Source organism: Longimicrobium sp. (genome assembly GCA_036377595.1).
Lineage (GTDB): Bacteria > Gemmatimonadota > Gemmatimonadetes > Longimicrobiales > Longimicrobiaceae > Longimicrobium.
On sequence record DASUYB010000151.1, the window covers coordinates 1 to 5618 of the forward strand.

A 5618-nucleotide genomic window follows, 5' to 3' on the forward strand; every position below is an offset into this window, starting at 1 on the left:
CTTGATGTACACCTCGGTGCTGCCGCACCACACCATCACCAGCCGGTCGCACCCCTTCTCCTGCTTGAAGCGGCGGATGTCCTCGCGCAGCGCGTCGGCCCAGGCGCGCTTGCTGGTGCCGGGCTTGACGTTGATCCCCTCCAGCTTCTTCACGTAGCGCTGGTCGAACGCCGCGGGCATCGGCTTGATGGACTGCAGGAAGTCCCTGATGGGCTCGATGTGCTCGTGGCGGTCCAGCACGCCGGCGTTCAGCGCCGACTCGTAGGCGTCCTGCGGGAACGGGTCCCAGGCGCCGAAGACGATGTCGTTCAGGCTGGCGAGAGGGACGAAGTCGCTGATCTTGGGCGCGCGGTTGTCGGTGCGCTTGCCCAGGCGGATGGTGCCGTACTGGGTGAGGCTGCCGATGGGGCGCGCCAGCCCGCGGCGCGCCAGCTCCACGCCCGCGATGAAGGTCGTCGACACGGCGCCAAGGCCGGGAAGCAGGATGCCCAGCCGGCCCCCCGCGGGGCGCGGCGCGTACTGGTCGGTGCGCACGGTGGTCTACCTGTTGACGGGTTCGGGAACGCTCCGGCCGGTGGCCGGGGCGGAAGGAACGGGTTGGGTCTTCCGGAGGTACTGCGCCACCCACCAGATGCGGTAGATGGCCGTCAGGTTGGTGAGCACCGCCATGGCGATGATCACCCAGGTCAGCACCACGCCGCGGTGCCAGCTGCCGAAGAAGAGCGTCGATCCGCCGACGAGGATGATCCGCTCGGCGCGCTGCATCAGCCCCACCTTGCAGTCGATCCCCAGCGACTCGGCCTTGGCGCGGGTGTAGCTCACCATCAGCGACCCTGCCAGGGCGGCGGCGACGACGTACGCCATCCACGGCTCGCCGATGTTCGGTTCCTTGCCGAGGTACAGCGACATCACCCCCAGCATCCACGCGATCTCGGCCATGCGGTCGGTGGTGCTGTCGTAGAACGAGCCGAACTTGGTGGTCTGCCCGGTGCGGACCGCCACCTGCCCGTCGACGATGTCGAGGAAGCCGCCCAGCAGCACCAGCGCGCCGCCGAGCTGGATGTGGAACAGGAAGAAGGCGAGGCCCGCGGCCAGGTTCACGGCCACGCCCACGGTGGTCACGTAGTTCGGGTTCACCCGGCGCCGCACCAGGAAGTCGAGCGGGCGCACCAGGATCCGCGAGATCTGCGCGCGGTACGCGGAAGGCTGGAACTTCAGCACTGCAAACGTCAGGTCAGGATGATGCGGCTCTGCTCGCCGGCCTCGATCCCCTTCGCGATCTCCTCGTCGATGCGCATCATGAGGCGGTCGAAGTTGGACCGGGCGGCCTCGAACGCCTGGTAGGCGCCGCTGGACTGCACGGTGGTGGCCAGGCGCTCGAACTCCTCGCGCTCGGCCTCGTCGGGCTCGCGCCCCGACTGCAGCGCCACGCCGATGCTCTCCTGCAGCGTTCCCAGGCGGTTGATCCCGGCCACGGTGTCGCGGTCGTCCGACAGGCGGTCGTTGGCGCGCTTGAGCGCCTTGTACTCGTCGCTCTGCGCCACCAGCCGCCCGATCTCGCGGGCCTTCTCCCAGATCTGCTCCATCCGGCCGTCCTTCTTCAGCAAGTAAGGGAACTGCAACTGCTTGAACTGTGAGGTTCGGGCGTGTCCCCCGCTGCGCGGGGGCCGGGCTGCGCGCGCGGTAGGGCACGATACAACTGTGCCCAACCGCGCCGGGCCCCCGCCGCGCCCGGCATCTTCGCGATCCGTCCAGATCCGTCGCGCGCGGCGGTGTCCCGACCCTCCGGGCGCGCATCCCTCACGCGGGGGCGGAACGCGGGCATCTCCGCGGCCGCAGGCGGCCCCCTCCCCCCGCCCCCCTCCCCGCTTCGCAGGGGCGGGGGAGAACTCAGCGCGGACGCCGGGCCCTACGCCATCTCCGCCAGCACGATGCGGTCGCGCCCGGCGAGATCTTTTCGCACCCGCGGCTCGGCGAACGCACCCGTCGCGCGGATGATGTCGCACACCGCGTCCGCCTGCGCCGCGCCGATCTCCATCGCCAGCAATCCGCCGGCGTTCAGGTGATCGGGGGCCCGGGCGACGAGCGGGCGGATCACGTCGAGCCCGCCGGTGCCGGCGAAGAGCGCCGCCGCAGGCTCCCAGTCTCGGACTTCGACGTCGAGCGCGTCGCGCTCCTCGTCGCCCACGTAGGGCGGGTTGCTGACGACCACGTCGAAGCGCTCGCCGGAGACCGCGTCGTACAGGGCGCCCAGGCGGAGGTCGACCGGCGCGCCGGGCGCCGCCTCCGCGAGGTTCGCGCGCGCCACCTCCAGCGCGTCCGCGGAGACGTCGACCGCGACGACCCGGCTGAACGGCCCCTCCGCCTCCGTGGCCAGGGCCAGGGCGATCGCGCCGGAGCCCGTGCCCACGTCCAGCGCGGAGAGGGCGTCGCGGCCGGCGGCCCAGTCGAGCACCGCCTGCACCAGCACCTCCGTCTCCGGGCGCGGGATCAGGACGCGCGCGTCGACGCGGAGGGTCAGGTCGCGGAAGGCGGCGTGGCCGTCAATGTACTGCAGCGGCTCGCGCTTCGCACGCCTGAGCAGCCGCGCCTTGAAGCCGGCCAGCTCGTCGGCCTTCAGCGGCCGGTCGTACTGGAGGTACAGGTCCAGCCGCTTGATCCCCAGCGACCCGGCCAGGAGCAGCTCCGCGTTCAGCCGCGCGTTATGGAACCCCTTGTCCTTCAGATAGTTCGCCGTCCAGCCGACCAGCTCCAGCACCGTCCAGCGCTTTTCCGACACGGATCGTCGCCGCTCGCGTGGATTCCAGGGTGACCGTCAGACCCGACAATACTCATCTCAAACGACCGAAGACGGGACCCGCGCCGAGTTCTCCGCGTCCTCTGCGTGAGACCCGCGGTCCAGGATCGCGGACGCCGCGGAGAGGTCAGGCCGCGCGCTCCGTCTCCGACGCCAGCTTCAGCGCCTCGAGCAGCTCCTCGAGGTCGCCGTCCAGCACCTGCGGCAGCGCGTGCGTGGTGAACCCGATGCGGTGGTCGGTCACGCGGCTCTGCGGGAAGTTGTAGGTGCGGATCTTGGCAGAGCGGTCGCCGGTGCCCACCTGCAGCCGCCGGTCGCGCGCGCGCTCGGCCTCCTGCTCGGCGATGCGCGCGTCCAGCAGGCGCGAGCGGAGCACCGCCATCGCCTTGTCCTTGTTCTTGTGCTGGCTCTTCTCGTCCTGGCAGGTTACCACCAGCCCGGTGGGGAGATGGGTGATGCGCACGGCGGAATCCGTCGTGTTCACCGACTGCCCGCCCGGCCCCGAGCTGCGGTAGACGTCGATCTTGAGCTCGGCGGGATTGATCTGCACGTCCACCTCCTCCGCCTCGGGGAGCACCGCCACCGTCGCGGCCGAGGTGTGGATGCGCCCCTGCGCCTCGGTGGCGGGCACGCGCTGCACGCGGTGCACGCCGCTCTCCCAGCGCAGGTCGCCGAAGGCGTTGGCCCCGCGGACGTTGAACACCGCTTCCTTGTATCCCCCCGCCGTCCCCTCGGAGACAGAGACGAGCTCCGTCTTCCACCCGCGGCGGTCGGCGTAGCGCTGGTACATGCGGAAGAGGTCGCCCGCGAAAAGCGCGGCCTCGTCGCCGCCGGTGCCGGCGCGGATCTCGACCACGGCGTCGCGGTCGTCCAGCGGGTCGCGGGGGATCAGCAGCCGCTTCACCTCGCCGTCCAGGCGCTCCACGTCGCCCGTGAGCTGCTCGATCTCGGCGCGCGCCATGGCGGCCATCTCCATGTCGCCCTCGCTCTCGGCCAGCAGCGCGCGGGCGCCGTCGAGGTCGTCGCGGGCCTTTTCCAGGCGCGCGGCGGTGTCCACCACCTGGGCCAGCTGCGAGTGCTCGCGGCTCAGGTCGCGCAGACGTTTGGGATCGGCGTGGATGGAGGGGTCCGCCAGCTGCGCCGACAGGTCGTCGTAGCGCTGGCGGATCTCGCGGATGCGGTCGTCCATGGTCGATAGAACTAGAGCCGGGGTTTGAAGCCCCGGCTCTTCGTCGTCACTTCGCGTCGGCGCTGGCGTAGCGCTGGCGGAAGCGCTCGATGCGTCCGGCGCTGTCCATCAGCTTCTGCTTGCCCGTGAAGTACGGGTGGCAGGCCGAGCACACCTCGACGTGGATGTCCTTGATGGTCGAGCGGGTCTGCCAGGTGTTGCCGCAGGCGCAGTGCACCGTGACGGCCTGGTAGTTGGGATGGATGTCCGCCTTCATGGCGCACCTGCCTCTATCGTGTTTCGTGGCAATCGAATCCGGGCGCATTCGCCCGGCCGCTTTGCGCTAGGGAAGCGTGAAGTATATCAAATTTCGCGCTTTCGGGCAACCCGTACTCCTTGGCGGAACTCAGCATCCCGCCCTCTCCGGCTCGCTTAGGCTCGCCACCTCTCCCGTACCGGGAGAGGTGGCCGGGCCGCCTTCCAGCCCTTCCCTCAAATCTGCGCGACTCTGATCAGCCTGTCTGGATCTGTGCGGAACGTTGGGCTCTGCGCGTGGGTGGCGGACAAGTCGGACCGTACAGTTGCGCGCTCCGGCCTTGTCCACCCTGTTCAGAGGTTTTCGATGCAGAGCCAGCGGCGTATGCGCGGTGTGAGCGCCGAGATCCAGCGGCGCGCGAAGGAGCTGCGCGCGAACATGACGTCGGAGGAGCGGCTGCTGTGGGGTGTGCTGCGGAAGCACCGGCAGAAGGGCTTCTACTTTCGCCGGCAGCATCCGATCGAGCGCTTCATCGTCGACTTCTGCTGCACGGAGAAGAAGCTGTGCATCGAGGTAGACGGTCCCATCCACGACAAGCAGGAGGAGCGCGACGACGAGCGCACGACCTATCTCGCAGAGTGCGGCTATCGCGTGCTGCGCTTCACGAACGAGGACGTCAGAGACCGGATCCACCTCGTCGCCCGCGAGATCCTGGCAGCACTGGAGGACGCAGACGACTGCGGACGCAGTGATGTGGGATGAGGGGCAGGAGGCCGGCCCGGCTACCTCTCCCGGTACGGGAGAGGTGGCGAGCCTAAGCGAGCCGGAGAGGGCGCGATGCCGCGGCGCGCCACCCCCTCCGGCCGTATGCACCTGTGCTTTCGCGCTTTCAGAGATGCCACTCGGATCTCCGACCGCGAGTCGTCGCCTACCGCCAGTCCATCAGCATGCGGCGGATCTCGTCGCGGTGGGTGGACTCGTCGACGATCAGGTTCTCGAGCTGGACGCGGATGGAGATCTCGCCGCAGGCATCGGCCTGGTCGATGCGCTTCGTGTAGCGCTCGATGGTGTCGACCTCGGCCTGCAGCGCGTTCTCCAGCATCTCGCGCGCATCGCGGGGGATGGGCACGGGCGCGACGTCGACGCTCGGCGTGCCGCCGAGCGCCACCACCTTGTCGGCCAGGAACGCCGCGTGCCCCAGCTCGTCGGGAATCTCCTTCTCGAAGAACGCCCGCAGCTCCTGCCGCCACGGCCCGCTCACCAGCGCGGCGTAGGTGCGGTACATCACCACCGCCTGGTACTCGGCCGAAAGGTCCACGTTCAGCCCGTCGATCAGCTCGCTCACATCGCCCATCTCCCACCCCTCTCCTTGCGATTTCAAGTCCCTGCGCGGCCGC

8 protein-coding genes are annotated in these 5618 nt (G+C 69.6%); 1 reads left to right on the forward strand and 7 read right to left on the reverse strand.

What is annotated here, in order from left to right:
- The 6 genes from VF092_26650 to rpmE form a co-directional block, all read right to left on the reverse strand.
- On the reverse strand, positions 1-534 hold a 534-nt coding region (locus VF092_26650; GenBank protein HEX6750896.1), incomplete at its 3' end, for an inositol-3-phosphate synthase.
- A gap of 6 nt (positions 535-540) precedes the next feature.
- Entirely contained in the window at positions 541-1221 is a 681-nt protein-coding gene (locus tag VF092_26655; GenBank protein HEX6750897.1) for a CDP-alcohol phosphatidyltransferase family protein, read from the reverse strand.
- A gap of 8 nt (positions 1222-1229) precedes the next feature.
- Positions 1230-1622 carry a YlbF family regulator gene (locus VF092_26660; GenBank protein ID HEX6750898.1) on the reverse strand — a complete coding sequence of 131 codons (393 nt, stop codon included), beginning with the start codon at positions 1620-1622 and terminating at the stop codon, positions 1230-1232.
- A gap of 287 nt (positions 1623-1909) precedes the next feature.
- Positions 1910-2779, reverse strand: a complete 870-nt coding sequence (prmC, locus tag VF092_26665; GenBank protein ID HEX6750899.1) for a peptide chain release factor N(5)-glutamine methyltransferase — start codon at positions 2777-2779, stop codon at positions 1910-1912.
- Between the two features lie 145 nt (positions 2780-2924).
- A complete protein-coding gene (gene prfA / locus VF092_26670) occupies positions 2925-3986 on the reverse strand; it encodes a peptide chain release factor 1 (protein ID HEX6750900.1) in 1062 nt (353 codons plus the stop codon).
- A 46-nt stretch (positions 3987-4032) separates the two neighbouring features.
- Complete coding sequence (rpmE, locus tag VF092_26675) at positions 4033-4242, reverse strand: 50S ribosomal protein L31 (protein ID HEX6750901.1); 210 nt, start codon at positions 4240-4242, stop codon at positions 4033-4035.
- Positions 4243-4587: 345 nt separating this feature from the next.
- Here rpmE and VF092_26680 point away from each other — a divergent pair, with 345 nt between their 5' ends.
- Positions 4588-4983 carry an endonuclease domain-containing protein gene (locus VF092_26680; GenBank protein ID HEX6750902.1) on the forward strand — a complete coding sequence of 132 codons (396 nt, stop codon included), beginning with the start codon at positions 4588-4590 and terminating at the stop codon, positions 4981-4983.
- Between the two features lie 166 nt (positions 4984-5149).
- Here the strand turns inward: VF092_26680 and VF092_26685 are convergent.
- Positions 5150-5618: ferritin-like domain-containing protein (locus VF092_26685; GenBank protein HEX6750903.1), on the reverse strand; the 469-nt coding region annotated here is incomplete at its 5' end.

Coding starts and splice junctions, on each gene's coding strand:
- rpmE (HEX6750901.1), bottom strand. CDS start 4,242: ATGAAGGCGGACATCCATCCCAACTACCAGGCCGTCACGGTGCACTGC.
- prfA (HEX6750900.1), bottom strand. CDS start 3,986: ATGGACGACCGCATCCGCGAGATCCGCCAGCGCTACGACGACCTGTCG.
- VF092_26680 (HEX6750902.1), top strand. CDS start 4,588: ATGCAGAGCCAGCGGCGTATGCGCGGTGTGAGCGCCGAGATCCAGCGG.